Here is a 14,335-nt window from a genome sequence, read left to right as displayed (position 1 = left end):
TATGACCGCGCCCCGCCGGATCGAATCCGGCGGGGCGCGGTCATACGCGCGTGTGTGGAAGTACGGTCAGCCGCTGATCCGGTGGCCGAAGTTCGCAGAGCCCGTGGCGCCACCGGGTTGGTGAGGTTGAAGCTGGTGGAGCCAGTGCCGGTGATGCCCGACCCCGGAACAGGGCCCGAACGTGGGTGGGCCCGCCCTCACCAGGAGGACGGGCCCATTGCCTTGCGGTGGCACCGCCATGCAGCACCGCAGGACAGGGGTGGCGGCCGGCTTCTAGCCGAAGCGGCCGGAGATGTAGTCCTCCGTTGCCTGGACGGACGGGTTGGAGAAGATCCGCTCGGTGTCGTCTATCTCGATCAGCCTGCCGGGCTGGCCGATCGCCGCGAGGTTGAAGAACGCCGTACGGTCCGAGACGCGCGCCGCCTGCTGCATGTTGTGCGTCACGATGACGATCGTGAAGCGCTCCTTCAGCTCACCGATCAGGTCCTCGATGGCGAGGGTGGAGATCGGGTCCAGGGCCGAGCACGGCTCGTCCATGAGGAGAACCTGCGGCTCCACCGCGATCGCGCGGGCGATGCACAGGCGCTGCTGCTGGCCGCCGGAGAGGCCGGAGCCGGGCTTGTTCAGGCGGTCCTTGACCTCGTTCCAGAGGTTGGCGCCGCGGAGGGACTTTTCCACCACCTCGGCCAGCTTGTTCTTCTTGTACGAGTGGTTGAGGCGCAGGCCCGCCGCCACGTTGTCGAAGATCGACATGGTGGGGAAGGGGTTCGGGCGCTGGAAGACCATGCCGACCGTACGGCGTACGGCGACCGGGTCGACGTCCTTGCCGTAGAGGTTCTCGTCGTCCAGGAGGACCTTGCCTTCCACGCGGCCGCCCGGCGTGACCTCGTGCATGCGGTTGAGGGTGCGCAGGAAGGTGGACTTGCCGCAGCCGGACGGGCCGATGAAAGCCGTCACCGAGCGGGGCTCGACGGTCATCGAGATGTCGTCGATCGCCTTGTGGGTGCCGTAGTAGGCCGACAGGCCGCTGATGTCGATTCGCTTGGCCATCTGAATCACTGCTTTCCGTTGGCCTTAGCGGCCGGTGCTCGGGGCCTTCCAGCGGGCGATGCCGCGGGCCACCAGGTTGAGGATCATGACGAAGGCGATCAGGACGAGCGCTGCGCCCCAGGCCCGGTCGACCGACGCTTCGGTGCCGACGATGTACTGCTCGTACACGTACAGCGGAAGCGAGGACTGGGCGCCTTCGAAGGGGTTCGGGTTGATCAGCTTCGTACCGAAGACAAGCAACAGAACCGGGGCGGTCTCACCCGTGATACGGGCCACCGCGAGCATGACGCCGGTGGTGATTCCGCCGATCGCGGTCGGCAGCACCACCTTGAGGATAGTCCGCCACTTGGGCACACCGAGGGCGAGAGAGGCCTCGCGCAGCTCGTTCGGGACGAGCTTGAGCATCTCCTCGGTGGAGCGGACGACCACCGGCATCATCAGGATCGAGAGGGCAAGCGCACCGGCGAATCCGGAGGGCCCGAAGCCCAGCATCAGATTCCAGGTGGCGAGGATGAACAGACCCGCGACGATCGACGGGATGCCCGTCATGACGTCAACGAAGAAGGTGACGGTCTTCGCCAGCTTCCCGCGCCCGTACTCGACCAGATAGACCGCGGTGAGGAGGCCTATCGGAGCGGCGATCAGGGTCGCGATACCGACCTGCTCCACGGTGCCGAGCAGGGCGTGGTAGATACCGCCGCCCTCGTCGGTGTCGAGCAGGCCGCTCATCGAGTGGCTGAGGAAGTACCCGTCGAGGACCTTGACGCCCTTGGAGATCGTGACCCAGGCCAGCGAGAGCAGCGGGACGAGGGCGAGGATGAAGCAGACCCAGACGATGCTGGTCGCGACCCGGTCCTTGCCCTGGCGGCTGCCCTCCACCTTGGTGGTGATGGAGAAGGTGGCCAGTACGAAGATCAGGGCGGCGATCATGCCCCACTGCACACGGCTGTGCCAGCCGGCGACGAGGCCGATACCGATGCCGGCCGCGACGGACCCGACGGCGATGGCGGCGGGAGCCCAGCGGGGGAGGCGGGCGTGCGCGAGCGACGCGTGCAGAGAGGGGGAGACCGGGGGCTTGTCCATTACCTGGCTTGTCTGGTTCATGCGTTGGCCCCCGAGTACTCCTTGCGGCGGCCGATGATCCAGCGAGCCGCGCCGTTGACCAGCAGCGTGATGACGAAGAGCACGAGACCGGAGGCGATCAGGGCGTCGCGGCCGAACTCGTCCGCCTCGTTGAACTTCGCGGCGATGTTCTGCGCGAAGGTGCCGCCGCCCGGGTCGAGCAGCCGGCCGGAAATGATGAAGCTCGGGGAGAGCACGACGGCGACGGCCATCGTCTCGCCGAGGGCGCGGCCCAGGCCCAGCATCGAGGCGCTGATGATGCCCGAGCGGCCGAAGGGGAGGACGGACATCCGCATGACTTCCCAGCGCGTGGCACCGAGAGCCAGGGCGGCTTCCTCGTGCATCTTCGGCGACTGGAGGAAGACCTCACGGGTGACGTTGGTGACGATCGGCAGGATCATGATCGCCAGCAGGATGCCGACCGTGAAGAGGTTGCGGGCGACGCCGTCGCTCGTCTTGTCGAAGATGTACGTCCAGCCGAGGTACTCGTCGAGCCACTTGTTGAGGCCGTCCAGGTACGGGACCAGGAAGACGGCGCCCCAGAGGCCGTAGATGATGCTCGGCACGGCGGCCAGCAGGTCGACGGTGTACGCGAGCGGGGTGGCCAGCTTGCGCGGCGCGTAGTGCGAGATGAACAGCGCGATGCCGATGGCGATCGGCACGGCGATGGCCATCGCGATGATCGAGCTGACGACCGTACCGAAGAGGAGGACGGCGATGCCGAACACTGGCGGGCTGCCCGCTGGGTTCCACTCGGAGGTGGTCAGGAAGTTGGCGTCGTCCTTCGAGACAGCGAGGCCGGTGCGGTAGGCGAGGAAGGCCGCGATCGCGGCCATGATCACCAGGAGCGTGATTCCGGACCCCCGGGACAGGGCGACGAAAACCCGGTCACCGGCGTGGCTGCTGCCCTTGGAGGCGAGCGTGGTGCCGTGGCCGGGCGGGGGTGGTGGTGAGGACGAGGTGGGTTCGGTTGCTATATCCATCGGTTTTCTCCGGTCTGCGGAGCCGGTGAGGGCTCCTGGCGGCGGTGCACCGGAAGGCGCGGCCGGCCCCGGTTGGTGGGGCCGGCCGCGGCCGGGGTCAGGAAAGGGTGGGGACGATTTCGCGGACCTTGGCCGCGATCTCGGTCGGGAGCGGCGCGTAGTCGGCGTCCGCGAGGACCTTCTGGCCCTCCTCGCTGACGGCGTAGTTCAGGAAGGCCTTCAGGGCGGGCAGGGTCTCCGCCTTGTTGCCCTTGTCGCAGGCGATCTCGTACGTCACCAGAGTGATCGGGTAGGCACCCTCGGCCTTGGTGGCGTAGTCGAGGGAAAGGGCCATGTCCTTGCCCGTGCCGGTGACCTTGGCGGCGGCGATGGCCTTGGAGGCGTTCTCCGTGGTGGCCTCGACCGGGGCGGCGGCACCGGTGTTGATCTTGACGGTGTTCAGGTCGTTGGCGGTCGCGTAGGACAGCTCGAAGTAACCGATCGCACCGTCGGTGTCCTTGACGTTGGAGACGACGCCGGAGGAGCCGTTGGCGGCCTGGCCACCCTTGGCCGGCCACGACTTCGACTTCGGGTCGTACTTCCAGTCACCCGGTGCGGCCGTGTTGAGGTACTTGCCCAGGTTCTGGGTCGTACCGGACTCGTCCGAGCGGTGGAAGGCCTGGATCGTGGTGCCCGGGAGCTTGGCGTCCGGGTTGAGCTTGGCGATCGCCGGGTCGTTCCACTTCTTGATCTCCGAGTCGAAGATCTGCGCGAGCGTCTTGGCGTCGAGAACGAGGTCGTCGACGCCCTCCAGGTTGTAGCCGATGGCGACCGGACCGCCGACCATCGGCAGGTTGATGCCCTGGCCGCCCTTGCAGATCTTCTTCGACTCGGCGACCTCTTCGGGCTTCAGCGCCGAGTCTGAGCCGGCGAAGGCGACCTGGCCCTGGTTGAACTTGGTGATACCGCCACCGGAGCCGATGGCCTGGTAGTTGACCTCTGTGCCCGCGCAGGCGGCCTGGAAGTTCTTGACCCAGAGGTCCATGGCGTTCTTCTGGGCCGTCGAGCCGGCTGCGAGGAGCTGGCCCTTCGCGTCGTCGCACTTGATGTTGCTGGCGGCGTTGGTCTTCTCGCCGGAGCCACCGGTCGAACCGGTGTTGTCGTCGGAGCCGCACGCCGTGAGGACCAGGGCGCCGGAGACGGCGAGGGCGCCGAGCGCGGTGGCGCGAAGCCGGTTCTTGCGCTGAAGCTTCACTTTCGGGGGTTCCTTCCAGGAGCCGCCGGGCCTGGGTGGTGGCGGCGTGCGAAGAGGTTGGTGTTCTCGGGTTCCAGCTACCCAGCGGGGCGGTCATCCTGCGATGTGCCTCGCACTGTGTACGTCCGAAATTAGGCAGAACAGGTGAAGCCGCCGACGGGGGAGAGTGAACGGGAGGTGAACCGTGCCGAACGGTGTGGTGTGCGGTGGCGCCTCGCGGCTGGCGATGGGGGTGCGGTGCGAGGGGGGGCTGGGGCGTGCGGTTGGTGGCCGCCGGGATGCTCCCCGTGTGGGGGGTGTCCGAAACGCGGTGGTCTGCCCGCTGCGCGGCTTGTGGGGCTGCCCGACACCCCGCTCCTCAAGCGCCGGAGGGGCTGGATTTCGCGTCCGGGTGCGTCAGGCGTGGTGGAGGGAGTCCAGGAGGGCGGTCACCAGGTCGCGGTCGCGGGGTTGCGTCAGGCGGTTTCTGGCCGCCGTGGGGGAGAGCCAGAGGATCCGGTCCACCTCGTCGCCCGGGGTGAACGCGCCCCCCGCCGCCTCCGCCGTCCAGTACCGGACCTGCTTCGGGCGGCCGTTCGCGACGTACCGCATCGTGGGCAGGGCCGCGCCCGGCGTGCAGTGGTGGCCCGTCTCCTCCAGGACCTCCCGCAGCGCGCCCGCCAGTGGGTCCTCGCCGCGTTTGAGCTTGCCCTTGGGATGCGACCAGTCGTCGTATTTGGGGCGGTGGACCAGGCAGATCTCCAGGCCGCCGTCGAACGGCGACCGGCGCCACAGCACGCAGCCGGCGGCGAGCACTGTCTCTGCGGGATCGGTCATGGTGTTGCCGCCGCCTCCGGCTGCCATACCTGCTGGAAGGAGAAGCGCGCCGCCTCGACCTCGTGCCGCTGGTCGGCGTGCAGGACGCCCAGGGCGTACGCCGTCGCCGGGGCGATGCGCGGGGTACGGGCCGCCGAAGCCGCCGCGGTGGCCGCCTCGGCCGCGTCCCGGTGCCGGTCCAGGGCCTGCGCCGCCGGGAGCGTGTCGGCGGGGGCGGCGACGACCTCCTGCGCGTAACGGTGCAGGCGCAGGAGCAGGCGTACGTGGTGCCAGGGGGCGTCCTGCGTCTCGCCGCCGGGCGCCGGGGCGAGGCCGTGGACGAGTGCCTCGGCGTTGTACGGGTGCGAGGCGCGCCCCAGCGGCAGTGCGGCCACCGCTTCCTTGAGCCGCTGCTCGGCACCGCTCGCCAGCGGCGCCAGCACTTCGGCGGCGGGCGCGGCGGCGGCAGGGCCGAGCGGCACGTCCGAGGCCAGTAAGGCCACGGCGTCGGCGACCGCGTGGAACCGTGAGGAACCCAGCGCCTGAAGCGCCGCCGAGTGTGCCCGCGTCCTGGCCAGCGTCAGCTGCCGCTCCAGCAGCGCCCCGGCCCGCGCGGCCCCCACGGTCAGCGCACCCGTCGGCTCCGCCCCGCGACCGCGCGCCGCGGGGACGGTGGCCGGGCCCGCGCCGGCGCCGCTGCCCGAGAGCCGGTTCAGCGCCTCCAGCAGCCGGTTCAGGCGGGCGGCGTAGGCGTGCTCGCGGGCCAGAGTGCCGGAGAGCCAGGCCAGCTCGGCGCGCAGGGTGTCCGCCCAGCCGGTGTCGGTCAGGGGCCGGAACGTATGCAGCGTCCCGCTGATCCGGCGCGCCGAGCCGCGCAGCGCATGGGCCGCCCGGGCCGCGTCCGCCGCGCCCTGCGGGTCCTGGCCACTCTCGCGGTGCAGGCGCAGGCTGCGCAGGAAGTCGGCGGCCCGGGCGTGGAGGTACGGCGCCAGGAGCTCCCGGGACAGGACGTCCGGCCCACCCCCCGCAGGCGGGAAGGCCGGGGCCGAGTCGGGGCGCGTGTCCGGCCGGGGCTGGGGGCGGGTTCGGGATGCGGTGTCACGGTTTCGCACGCCGGCGCCTCCGGGCGTCAATGAGCAGTTCCTGTACATGCCGCAGTGGCTGGCCCTCGGCGTCCGTCGCGTGCCGCGTCCAGTTGCCGTCGGGGCCGAGGTGCCAGGAAGCTGTTGAATCGGACATTCCGGTTTCCAGCAGCCGGGTCAGGGACGCACGGTGGGCCGGGTCGGTGACCCGGACCAGTGCCTCGATGCGGCGGTCGAGGTTGCGGTGCATCATGTCGGCGCTGCCGAACCAGACTTCGGGCTCGCCGCCGTTGCCGAAGGCGAAGATCCGCGAGTGTTCGAGGAAGCGGCCCAGTATCGAGCGGACCCGGACGTTCTCGGAGAGGCCGGCGACTCCGGGGCGTATCGCGCAGATGCCGCGCACCCAGATGTCGACCGGCACGCCCACCTTCGCCGCCCGGTAGCACGCGTCGATGATCGCTTCGTCGACCATCGAGTTGACCTTGAAGCGGACGTACGCCGGACGGCCCGCCTGGTGGTTCGCGGCCTCTTTGTTGATACGGGCTATCAGGCCGTCACGCAGGGACTTCGGGGCCACGAGCAGCCGGCGGTAGGTCTCACGGCGCGAGTAGCCGGACAGCCGGTTGAAGAGGTCGGAGAGGTCCGCGCCGACCTGCGGGTTGGCGGTCAGCAGCCCGAGGTCCTCGTAGAGCCGGGCCGTCTTGGGGTGGTAGTTGCCCGTACCGACGTGCGAGTAGCGGACCAGCTGGTCGCCCTCCTGGCGGACCACCAGCGACAGCTTGCAGTGGGTCTTGAGGCCCACCAGGCCGTATACGACGTGGCAGCCGGACTCCTCCAGCTTGCGCGCCCACTTGATGTTGGCCTGCTCGTCGAAGCGGGCCTTGATCTCGACGAGTACGAGGACCTGCTTGCCGGATTCGGCGGCGTCGATCAGCGCGTCCACTATCGGCGAGTCGCCCGACGTCCGGTACAGCGTCTGCTTGATCGCGAGGACGTCCGGGTCGGCCGCCGCCTGCTCCAGGAACGCCTGCACGGACGTCGAGAAGGAGTCGTACGGGTGGTGCAGGAGTACGTCGCGCTCGCGCAGCGCGGCGAAGACGTCGGGCGCGGACGCCGACTCGACCTCGGCGAGCTCGCGGTGCGTGCCCACAATGTACTTCGGGAACTTCAGCTCCGGCCGGTCCAGCGCCGCGATCCCGAACAGGCCGGTCAGGTCCAGCGGGCCGGGCAGCGGGTACACCTCGGCGTCCGACATCTTCAGCTCGCGCACGAGGAGGTCGAGGACGTACGGGTCGATCGACTCCTCCACCTCCAGCCGCACCGGCGGGCCGAAGCGGCGCCGCATGAGCTCCTTCTCCAGCGCCTGGAGGAGGTTCTCGGTGTCGTCCTCCTCGACTTCGAGGTCCTCGTTGCGCGTGACCCGGAACATGTGGTGCGCGAGGACCTCCATCCCCGGGAAGAGCTCTTCGAGGTGCGCGGCGATGACGTCCTCAAGGGGTACGTACCGCTGCGGCGAGGCCTCCAGGAAGCGGGACAGCAGCGGCGGCACCTTGACGCGCGCGAAGTGGCGGTGGCCGCTGACCGGGTTGCGTACGACCACGGCCAGGTTGAGGGAGAGACCCGAGATGTACGGGAAGGGGTGCGCGGGGTCGACGGCGAGTGGGGTCAGAACCGGGAAGATCTGCTGGCGGAAGAGCGTGAAGAGGCGTGCCTGCTCCTTCTCGGTCAGCTCGGGCCAGCGGATCAGGTGGACGCCTTCGTCGGCGAGGGCCGGAGCGATGTCCTGCTGGTAGCAGGCGGCGTGCCGGGCCATGAGCTCGCGCGAGCGGGTCCAGATCAGCTCCAGGACCTCGCGGGGCTGGAGGCCGGACGCGGACCGGGTGGCGACACCAGTCGCGATACGGCGCTTCAGACCGGCCACCCGGACCATGAAGAACTCGTCCAGGTTCGAGGCGAAGATCGCGAGGAAGTTCGCTCGTTCGAGGAGGGGTGTGGCGGGGTCCTCGGCGAGTTCGAGCACCCGCTCGTTGAAGGCCAGCCAGCTGCGCTCGCGGTCGAGGAAACGGCCCTGCGGCAGCTCTGTGTCAGCCTCGGCATCCTCTACGTACACGTCCAGATCGGCGTCGATGTCGGGATCCAGATTGGTCACCGGGGAGCTCGCCAGGGTGTGCGGGCGGTGCGCGGCGATGGACCCGACGGACGGCTGAGCATGCTGGACAGGGACATCGGCGCTCGGCTGCTGGCTCATGACCCCATTGTTCCGCGCCAGGGGGGTGCCGGGCGCGCCGAGAAGGGGTGATGTGCGGGAGGCTCTCCCGTTAGGGGAGGGTGGCACAGCGGGCTGCATTCCGCGAGGGTCGCAAGCGTGTCTGAATACGCGGTAACGGAGACATGACGTGCAGGATGCGCCGCCGGGGCCGCCGGGATGCGTTTCCCGGGGCCCCGGCGGCCGTCCGCCCTCCCCGGGTCAGGCGCTCCGGCGGCGCAGTACGTAGAAGGCGGCGGCCGTCAGCAGGGCCGCCAGGGCCAGCACGATGCCGGTCTCCACGAGCTGCAGTGGCCAGAAGTGCGAGGCGGGGTGGTACTCGCGGAAGCCGGTGATGCCGTGGTGGACGTAGCACTGATTGATGTCGGTGTCGTTCCAGCACTGCGCGCCGGAGATGCGCCCTCCCTCGGCGTTGGTCATCCACTCCGCGACGGGAAAGGCGCCTTCGGGGGTGCCCAGCATGTTCATATTGGGCCCGCTGATCGTTCTGGTGGTCCAGAACCCGCTCCGCGCGTTGGCCAGCATCACCATGACGGCGCCGGTGACGAGCGCGGTGACGGCCATGGCGGGCACAGTGCGGCGCACCAGCAGCCCGACCAGCGCGCCGACGGCCACGGCGAGCAGGGCGTACGCGACGGAGACCGGGCCGATCGCCAGGTACACGTGCGGCTCGTACCAGCTGTGGATGTGTTTCTCCTTCGCCAGGTACATCCAGCCCCAGCGGTAGACGACCGTCAGCACGGCCACGCCGACGAGCACCACGATCGCGGGCACGGCGAGCTTCGCCGTGAGCCAGCGGCGGGGCGTCATCGACTGCGTCCACAGCATCTTGTACGTGCCGCTCTCCAGGTCGCGTGCGACCATCGGCCCCGCCACGAACACCGCGACGAGCAGCGCGATCAGCAGCATTCCCACCGCGCCGTACTCCATGGCCCAGAGGCTGGTGCTTTGGGCATCGCTGTACTGGACGATGTCGTCGCCGCAGACGGTGATGTCACCGTCCGGGCATTTTGCCTGCCGGGACGCCGTCCAGACGCGCAGTGCGACGACGGTCCCGGCGGACAGTACGAGCAGGGCGAGGGCCACCCACAGCGGGCGGCGGTGCTGTCGGACCGTGACCCAGGCCGGGCCGCGCAGTGCGATCGCGCTCATTCGCCCGCCCCCGCTCCTGCGGCGCTGGGGGTCAGCAGGGCGGGCGCTCCGGGGGAGCGGAGGTGGGCGAGCAACAGTTCCTCCAGGGACGGTTCCATGGTCTGCCAGTCGTCGCGGACCGGGCCCTCGCGCCGCACGAGCGCCGTGAGCTGACGGCCGGTCGTACGGGACTCGACGACGGTGTGGGGGGCCAGGTCCCGTACCGGGCCGGTGAGCAGGGTGTGCGCCGCGAGGATGTCCTCCGTCTCGCCGCCGAGCCGGACCCGGCCGCCGTCGACGAGCAGCAAGTAGTCGCAGGAGCCCTCCAGTTCGGCGAGGACGTGCGAGGACATCACGATGGTCGTGCCGTGCTCGGCGGACTCCGCCATGAGGGCGCCCATCAGCTGGTGGCGGGCCAGCGGGTCCAGGTCGGCCATCGGCTCGTCCAGCAGCATCAGCTCCGGCCGCTTGCCGAAGGCGAGGGCGAGCGCGAGGCGGGTGCGCTGGCCGCCGGAGAGGCTGCGGACGCGGGCGTGCGGGGCCAGATTTCCCTCCCGTACGATCCGGTCCGCCGCCGCCGCGTCCCAGCACCCGGGGTTGAGCTCGCGGCCCATGCGCAGGGTGTCCTGGACGCTCAACTGCGGCAGCAGTGGCTTGTCCTGGGCGATGTAAGCCGTCCGGGAGCGCGCCTCGGCCGGGGAGGCGCCGAGGGTTCGTACCGTGCCTTCGGTGGGGCGCAGGAGGCCGGCCGCGTGGGCCAGGAGCGTCGACTTGCCGGCGCCGTTGGGTCCGACGAGTGCGCAGATACGCCCCGTGGGCACCCGGAAGGAACACTCGCGCAGGGCCCAGCCGCCGCCGCGCCGCCTGCCGTAGGTCTTGCCGAGGCCGGTCGCCTCGATCGCCGGTGTCATGCGTCGTCCCCCATGGTGTCCAGTACGGAAGTGAAGAGCGCGGCCATGTCGTCCCTTTCCAGCCCGGCCTCGCGGGCTCGCGCGACCCACTCGGTGAGCTCGGCGCGCAGCGGAGTGTCGGCGGTGGCCTGCCCGCCCCCGAGGGAGCGGGTGACGAACGTGCCCAGTCCCCGCCGCGCCTCGACCAGCCCCTCGCGTTCCAGCTCGCGGTAGGCCTTGAGCACGGTGTTCGGGTTGATCGCGGTTGCCTCGACGACCTCGCGGGCCGTCGGGAGTTTGTCGCCGGGCTCCAGGAGGCCCAGGCGGAGGGCGTGTTTGGTCTGCTGCACGATCTGGACGTAGGTGGCGACGCCGGTGCGCCGGTCGATGCGGAACTCGACCACGTTGTGGCACCACCCTTTCACTAGTTAAGTAGTGGAATGGTGGTGCAAGGAAGGGGGCGGTGTCAACAGACGCCGCCCCCTTCCCTGTTGACCAGGGTTGTTGGCTACGACTCGGTTCGGTACATCAAGTCCGTCTCGTGCGTGGTGAAGCCGAGCCGCTCGTACACCGTCACCGCCGCCGTGTTGTCCGCGTCGACGTACAGCATCGCGGTCGGCAGCCCCTGCGCCGCCAGGTACCGCAGGCCCGTCGCGGTCAGGGCCTTGCCGAGGCCGCCGCCCTGGGCGTCGGGGCGGATGCCGATGACGTACACCTCGCCGAGCTGCTCCTCGGCGTGGGTCTTCGTCCAGTGGAAGCCGATGAGTTCACCCGCGCGCTCCGCCAGGAAGAACCCCTTGGGGTCGAACCACGGCTCGGCCTTGCGGTCGTCCAGGTCGCGCTGTGTGATGCCGCCCTGCTCGGGGTGGTGGGCGAACGCGGCCGCGTTCACCGCCAGCCACGCCGCGTCGTCCTGCCCCGGCACGAAGGTCCGCAGGCTCACCCCGGCGGGGTAGACCGGCTCGGGGATGTCCAGCGGGCTCAACGGGCGCCGCATCTGGCGCAGTTCGCGGAAGAGGGTGAGCCCGAGGACCTGCGCGAGGTGCCGCGCCGCCGACTTTCCGCCGTGCGCCCAGACCCGCAGCCGCTTGCCCGACGCGTCAAGAACAGTCGTCCCGAGCGTCCGGCCATGTCCGTGACCGCGATGCGAGGGGTGTACGACGAGCTCGGCGGCCGGTGCCTCGACGGGGTCGGTGTCCTCCAGCTGCGCGTATCCGAGGAGGGGCCCGTCGCCGACGTACAGCAGGAAGTGCCGGATCCCTTCCCGGTGTCCGCCACGCAACTGAAGCCGGCCCTGCTCGGAGACGGCCTGCATGCCGTCCACGCGGGCGGCCTCGTCGAGGAGCCCCAGGACTTCCTGGGCCTGCTTCTCGTCGAGCGCGTCGAGGGTCTGGATCTTCCTGAGGGAGCCGGGTGCCGTGGGGTCAGTCGTCATGAGTACGAGCGTACGGCGGCGATGACCGAACAGGGTTGCCGCACGGATCCGGTCCCCGTCATTCGGCTGACTGGTCTTTGTGCAGCACCTCGTCCGCGATGCGGGAGAGGTCTTCGGCGCTGGGCATCAGCTCGCGCACCTGGTCCGCCAGCCCGGCGTAGGTGCTGACGGCCAGCGGATGGTTGTACCCGCGCATGGCGTACTCGACCACTGAGCGGTCGCGGCTCTCCGCGATGAGGATGCCGGGGGTGGGGCCGTCGACGGCCTTGTCGCGGACCAAGTCGTCGGCGACCACACAACCGGCGGCGGTCATCTTCGTGATCTGCCCTGCCGTCGCGCTCAGTTACGAGCAAGGACCGCCGTACGAGTGACAGAGCACCCATTGGCTGACGTACCGCCGAAGGCAACCAGCTTGTAACCCGTCACCCCCTGTTGCGCTACGCGCGTTGACTTTAGGCTGCGGTTCGTCCGTCACGCTGAACTCACAAGGGGACCGATGTCAGCGAACCCTCGTACCACCCGCAAGCACCGAGCGACCCGGCGCATACTCGCGTCCGCGGCAGGACTCGCCACCCTCGGTGCTCTCGTCGCCGCGATGCCGGCCTCCGGGGCGGAGGAAGGCGCCGAGGCAGGCGACGGGCAGCACACGTCGAAGTCCTCGCGGACCGTGGACGTACAGCTGCTGTCCTTCAACGACCTGCACGGGAACCTGGAGCCCCCGGCGGGCTCGGCCGGCACGGTCAATGAGACGCAGGCCGACGGGACCACGAAGGCGGTTCCGGCCGGTGGCGTCGAGCACCTGGCGACCTCGCTGCGCAAGGCGCGCCAGGGGGAGCGGTACTCCGTCACCGCGGCCGGCGGCGACATGATCGGCGCCAGCCCGCTCGTGTCCGGGCTCTTCCACGACGAGCCGACGATCGAGGCGCTGAACAAGCTCGACCTCGACGTGTCCGCGGTCGGCAACCACGAGTTCGACGAGGGCGCCACCGAGCTGGCCCGCATTCAGAACGGTGGCTGCCACCCGGTCGAGGGCTGCTTCGAGAAGGGCAAGGAGTTCGAGGGCGCGGACTTCCCGTACCTCGCCGCGAACGTCACCAAGGAGAAGACCGGCAAGCCGGTCCTCAAGCCGTACACGGTGTGGAAGAAGGACGGCGTCAAGATCGGCTTCATCGGCGTGACGCTCGAAGGCACGCCGGAGATCGTCAACGCCAACGGCATCAAGGGCCTCAAGTTCCACGACGAGATCGAGACGGTCAACAAGTACGCCAGGGAACTCGACCGCCAGGGCGTCAAGTCGATCGTCGCGCTCATCCACGAGGGCGGCTCGCCGGCCTCCTCCTCGTACAACTACGACTGCGACTCGCCGGGCGCCGGTGACGGTATCTCGGGCCCGATCGTCGACATCGCCAAGGGCATCACCCCGAAGGTCGACGCGCTGGTCACCGGGCACACCCACCAGGCGTACGTCTGCACGGTCCCGGACCCGGCGGGCAAGCCGCGCATGGTCACGTCGGCGTCGTCGTACGGCAAGCTCTACACGGACACCACGCTCACCTACGACCGCCGCACCAAGGACATCGTGCGTACGGGCGTCAAGAGCGCGAACCACATCGTCGTCCGCGACCAGGAGCAGGCCAAGATCTGGGCCCCGGACATGACCTCGCTCATCGGCCGCTGGAACGCGCTGGCCGCCCCCATCGCGAGCAAGCCGCAGGGCTTCATCGCCGCCGACATCAACGGGCGCGGATCGACGGCCCCCGAGAGGCCGCTCGGCGACCTGATCGCGGACGCGCAGCTGGAGGGCATGGCCCCGGCCGACAAGGGCGGTGCGCAGATCGCCCTCATGAACCCGGGCGGGATCCGCTCCGACCTCGTGTTCAAGGCGAGCGGCAGTGAGGGTGACGGCGTGGTGACGTACGGCGAGGCGTTCACCGTCCAGCCGTTCACCAACATGATGAACGTCGTCGACCTGACCGGCGCCCAGCTGATCACCGCACTCCAGCAGCAGGTCAGCGGCGGCAACGAGGCCTCGCCGAAGATCCTCCAGGTGTCGAAGGGCTTCACGTACACCCTCGACATGACGAAGGCGGGCGCGGCGCGGATCGACGTGGCGTCAGTGAAGCTGAACGGTGTCGCGCTCGACCTGGCGAAGACGTACCGCGTCGCGATGAACGAGTTCCTGGCGGGTGGCGGCGACGGCTTCCCGGTCTTCAAGGAGCACAAGAACAAGCTGGTCGGCGCGTCCGACCTGGACGTCTTCAACGCCTATCTGGCGAAGAACTCCAGCGCGGCCGCGCCGATCGCGCCCCCGGCCGCCGACCGCATCACGGTCGTTAAGTAGACAGCG

At 69.7% G+C, this 14,335-nt stretch carries 13 protein-coding genes; 1 reads left to right on the top strand and 12 read right to left on the bottom strand.

Annotated elements, in window-relative coordinates; translation table 11 throughout:
* Nucleotides 1–273 precede the first annotated feature (273 nt).
* The 12 genes from pstB to J7E89_RS35455 all read right to left on the bottom strand — a co-directional run bounded on the left by pstB (nucleotide 274) and on the right by J7E89_RS35455 (nucleotide 12,301).
* Nucleotides 274–1,050: a phosphate ABC transporter ATP-binding protein PstB gene (gene pstB, locus J7E89_RS35510; protein ID WP_214979874.1), complete on the bottom strand. Its 777-nt coding sequence runs from the start codon at nucleotides 1,048–1,050 to the stop codon at nucleotides 274–276.
* Nucleotides 1,051–1,074: 24 nt separating this feature from the next.
* A complete protein-coding gene (gene pstA / locus J7E89_RS35505) occupies nucleotides 1,075–2,133 on the bottom strand; it encodes a phosphate ABC transporter permease PstA (protein WP_251061529.1) in 1,059 nt (352 codons plus the stop codon).
* 17 nt (nucleotides 2,134–2,150) lie between these two features.
* Nucleotides 2,151–3,155, bottom strand: coding sequence for a phosphate ABC transporter permease subunit PstC (gene pstC / locus J7E89_RS35500; RefSeq protein ID WP_214979870.1), 1,005 nt, complete (start codon nucleotides 3,153–3,155; stop codon nucleotides 2,151–2,153).
* Between the two features lie 97 nt (nucleotides 3,156–3,252).
* On the bottom strand, nucleotides 3,253–4,389 hold the full coding sequence (pstS, locus tag J7E89_RS35495; protein WP_214979868.1) for a phosphate ABC transporter substrate-binding protein PstS: 1,137 nt from the start codon (nucleotides 4,387–4,389) through the stop codon (nucleotides 3,253–3,255).
* Between the two features lie 396 nt (nucleotides 4,390–4,785).
* On the bottom strand, nucleotides 4,786–5,205 hold the full coding sequence (locus J7E89_RS35490) for an NUDIX hydrolase (protein ID WP_214979866.1): 420 nt from the start codon (nucleotides 5,203–5,205) through the stop codon (nucleotides 4,786–4,788).
* Nucleotides 5,202–6,317 carry a CHAD domain-containing protein gene (locus tag J7E89_RS35485; RefSeq protein WP_374196964.1) on the bottom strand — a complete coding sequence of 372 codons (1,116 nt, stop codon included), beginning with the start codon at nucleotides 6,315–6,317 and terminating at the stop codon, nucleotides 5,202–5,204. The genes J7E89_RS35490 and J7E89_RS35485 overlap by 4 nt, the downstream gene beginning before the upstream one ends.
* The gene (locus J7E89_RS35480; RefSeq protein ID WP_214979862.1) at nucleotides 6,283–8,514 is read right to left on the bottom strand and encodes an RNA degradosome polyphosphate kinase; all 2,232 of its coding nucleotides are present in this window, start codon (nucleotides 8,512–8,514) and stop codon (nucleotides 6,283–6,285) included. The genes J7E89_RS35485 and J7E89_RS35480 overlap by 35 nt, the downstream gene beginning before the upstream one ends.
* Before the next feature lie 219 nt (nucleotides 8,515–8,733).
* Entirely contained in the window at nucleotides 8,734–9,684 is a 951-nt protein-coding gene (locus J7E89_RS35475; RefSeq protein ID WP_214979859.1) for an ABC transporter permease, read from the bottom strand.
* Entirely contained in the window at nucleotides 9,681–10,574 is an 894-nt protein-coding gene (locus tag J7E89_RS35470; RefSeq protein ID WP_214979858.1) for an ABC transporter ATP-binding protein, read from the bottom strand. The genes J7E89_RS35475 and J7E89_RS35470 overlap by 4 nt, the downstream gene beginning before the upstream one ends.
* Nucleotides 10,571–10,957: a GntR family transcriptional regulator gene (locus J7E89_RS35465; protein WP_214979855.1), complete on the bottom strand. Its 387-nt coding sequence runs from the start codon at nucleotides 10,955–10,957 to the stop codon at nucleotides 10,571–10,573. Before J7E89_RS35465 ends, J7E89_RS35470 begins: the two co-directional genes overlap by 4 nt.
* A 104-nt stretch (nucleotides 10,958–11,061) precedes the next feature.
* Nucleotides 11,062–11,988, bottom strand: a complete 927-nt coding sequence (mshD, locus tag J7E89_RS35460) for a mycothiol synthase (protein WP_214979853.1) — start codon at nucleotides 11,986–11,988, stop codon at nucleotides 11,062–11,064.
* Nucleotides 11,989–12,046: 58 nt separating this feature from the next.
* Nucleotides 12,047–12,301 carry a PDDEXK nuclease domain-containing protein gene (locus J7E89_RS35455; protein WP_214979851.1) on the bottom strand — a complete coding sequence of 85 codons (255 nt, stop codon included), beginning with the start codon at nucleotides 12,299–12,301 and terminating at the stop codon, nucleotides 12,047–12,049.
* Between the two features lie 183 nt (nucleotides 12,302–12,484).
* Between J7E89_RS35455 and J7E89_RS35450 the strand changes: the two genes are divergently transcribed.
* Entirely contained in the window at nucleotides 12,485–14,329 is a 1,845-nt protein-coding gene (locus J7E89_RS35450; protein ID WP_214979842.1) for a bifunctional UDP-sugar hydrolase/5'-nucleotidase, read from the top strand.
* The last annotated feature ends 6 nt before the right edge of the window (nucleotides 14,330–14,335 follow it).

This window comes from Streptomyces sp. ISL-100 (assembly GCF_018614615.1).
In the GTDB taxonomy this organism is placed as follows: Bacteria; Actinomycetota; Actinomycetes; order Streptomycetales; family Streptomycetaceae; genus Streptomyces.
This window is presented reverse-complemented; position numbering and strand designations above follow the sequence as displayed.

What these genes read in the sequence shown, in the direction of transcription:
- pstB (WP_214979874.1), bottom strand. Translation starts at nt 1,050, where the DNA reads ATGGCCAAGCGAATCGACATCAGCGGCCTGTCGGCCTACTACGGCACC.
- pstA (WP_251061529.1), bottom strand. Translation starts at nt 2,133, where the DNA reads ATGGACAAGCCCCCGGTCTCCCCCTCTCTGCACGCGTCGCTCGCGCAC.
- pstC (WP_214979870.1), bottom strand. Translation starts at nt 3,155, where the DNA reads ATGGATATAGCAACCGAACCCACCTCGTCCTCACCACCACCCCCGCCC.
- J7E89_RS35490 (WP_214979866.1), bottom strand. Translation starts at nt 5,205, where the DNA reads ATGACCGATCCCGCAGAGACAGTGCTCGCCGCCGGCTGCGTGCTGTGG.
- J7E89_RS35480 (WP_214979862.1), bottom strand. Translation starts at nt 8,514, where the DNA reads ATGAGCCAGCAGCCGAGCGCCGATGTCCCTGTCCAGCATGCTCAGCCG.
- J7E89_RS35475 (WP_214979859.1), bottom strand. Translation starts at nt 9,684, where the DNA reads ATGAGCGCGATCGCACTGCGCGGCCCGGCCTGGGTCACGGTCCGACAG.
- J7E89_RS35470 (WP_214979858.1), bottom strand. Translation starts at nt 10,574, where the DNA reads ATGACACCGGCGATCGAGGCGACCGGCCTCGGCAAGACCTACGGCAGG.
- mshD (WP_214979853.1), bottom strand. Translation starts at nt 11,988, where the DNA reads ATGACGACTGACCCCACGGCACCCGGCTCCCTCAGGAAGATCCAGACC.
- J7E89_RS35455 (WP_214979851.1), bottom strand. Translation starts at nt 12,301, where the DNA reads ATGACCGCCGCCGGTTGTGTGGTCGCCGACGACTTGGTCCGCGACAAG.
- J7E89_RS35450 (WP_214979842.1), top strand. Translation starts at nt 12,485, where the DNA reads ATGTCAGCGAACCCTCGTACCACCCGCAAGCACCGAGCGACCCGGCGC.